The sequence below is a fragment of the Aeromicrobium sp. PFPM2_SD2 genome, assembly GCF_057364525.1.
In genome coordinates this window covers 1-869 of record NZ_JBNFNZ010000679.1, presented here as the reverse complement: position 1 = coordinate 869, position 869 = coordinate 1, and the positions used below count along the sequence as shown (strand labels likewise).

The 869-nt window shown below is 75.8% G+C and carries 2 protein-coding genes; one reads left to right on the top strand and one right to left on the bottom strand.

Annotated elements, in window-relative coordinates:
- The coding region (locus AC2W7G_RS17410) for a hypothetical protein (protein ID WP_485869544.1) at window positions 1-194 on the top strand (194 nt) is incomplete at its 5' end.
- Between the two features lie 97 nt (window positions 195-291).
- Here the strand turns inward: AC2W7G_RS17410 and AC2W7G_RS17405 are convergent.
- A partial coding sequence (locus AC2W7G_RS17405) for an NUDIX domain-containing protein (protein WP_485869543.1) occupies window positions 292-869 on the bottom strand: 578 nt, incomplete at its 5' end.

The following is an 869-nucleotide window of genomic DNA, read 5'->3' as shown; positions in this document are numbered from 1 at the left end:
GGTTCCGCCAGGTGTGGCGGGCCGGCGCGGTGGACGTGGCCCTGCGCACGCGCGACGGCGGCTCGCTGGTGCTGGCCACCCTCGAGCGCCGCGACACGTACCGCGTGGCGTCCGGGCGGCAGGTGACCTGGCCGGGCGGCTCGCCGCAGCAGGCGTTCCTGGCCGGGGCGGCATCTCCAGCAGCGGGACGCTGACCTACGCCCACCAGGTAGTGCTGCACGTGCCCGGCGACGGCGGACCGGTGGTCGCCCTCGGCCAGCTCGGCGGCGTCACCGGCGCGACGTGCGCTAGCTACTCGGCGGCCTTGGGGGCCTCGCGGTAGGCGGGCAGGTCGCCCGAGCGCCAGGCGGTCAGCAGCTCGTTCGTCGCGGACGTGCCGCGCTCGGCGACCGTGGCCTCGTCGGCCCAGTGCACCGCCTTGATCTCCGAGGGCTGCAGCGCGAAGGACTCGACCAGGCTCGCGTCGGCGACGCCGAGGTCGAAGACGAAGACGCACGCGTCGTCCCAGCCGCGCCACGCGGGCAGCCAGTTGACCGTCACCAGGCCCCGGACCTCCACCGTGATGCCGAGCTCCTCCTGCAGCTCGCGGACGAGCCCCTGCGCGGGCGGCTCCAGCGGCTCGACGACGCCGCCGGGCAGGTCCCACTCGCGCTTGTAGGTCAGCTCGCAGAGCAGGACGCGTCCCTGCTCGTCGCGCAGCAGGCCCTGGGCGATGACCCGCTTGGTCGGCAGCCCGGCGTTGAGCATCGCGATGAAGCCGTCGCGGGTGGTCGGGGACGGGTCGCCGCTCACCCGGCCGAGCACGATGCGGTCGGCGGTGCCCTCCGGCCGGCGGCTGACGCCCTCGCGGCGCAGGCCGGCCAGCGTCG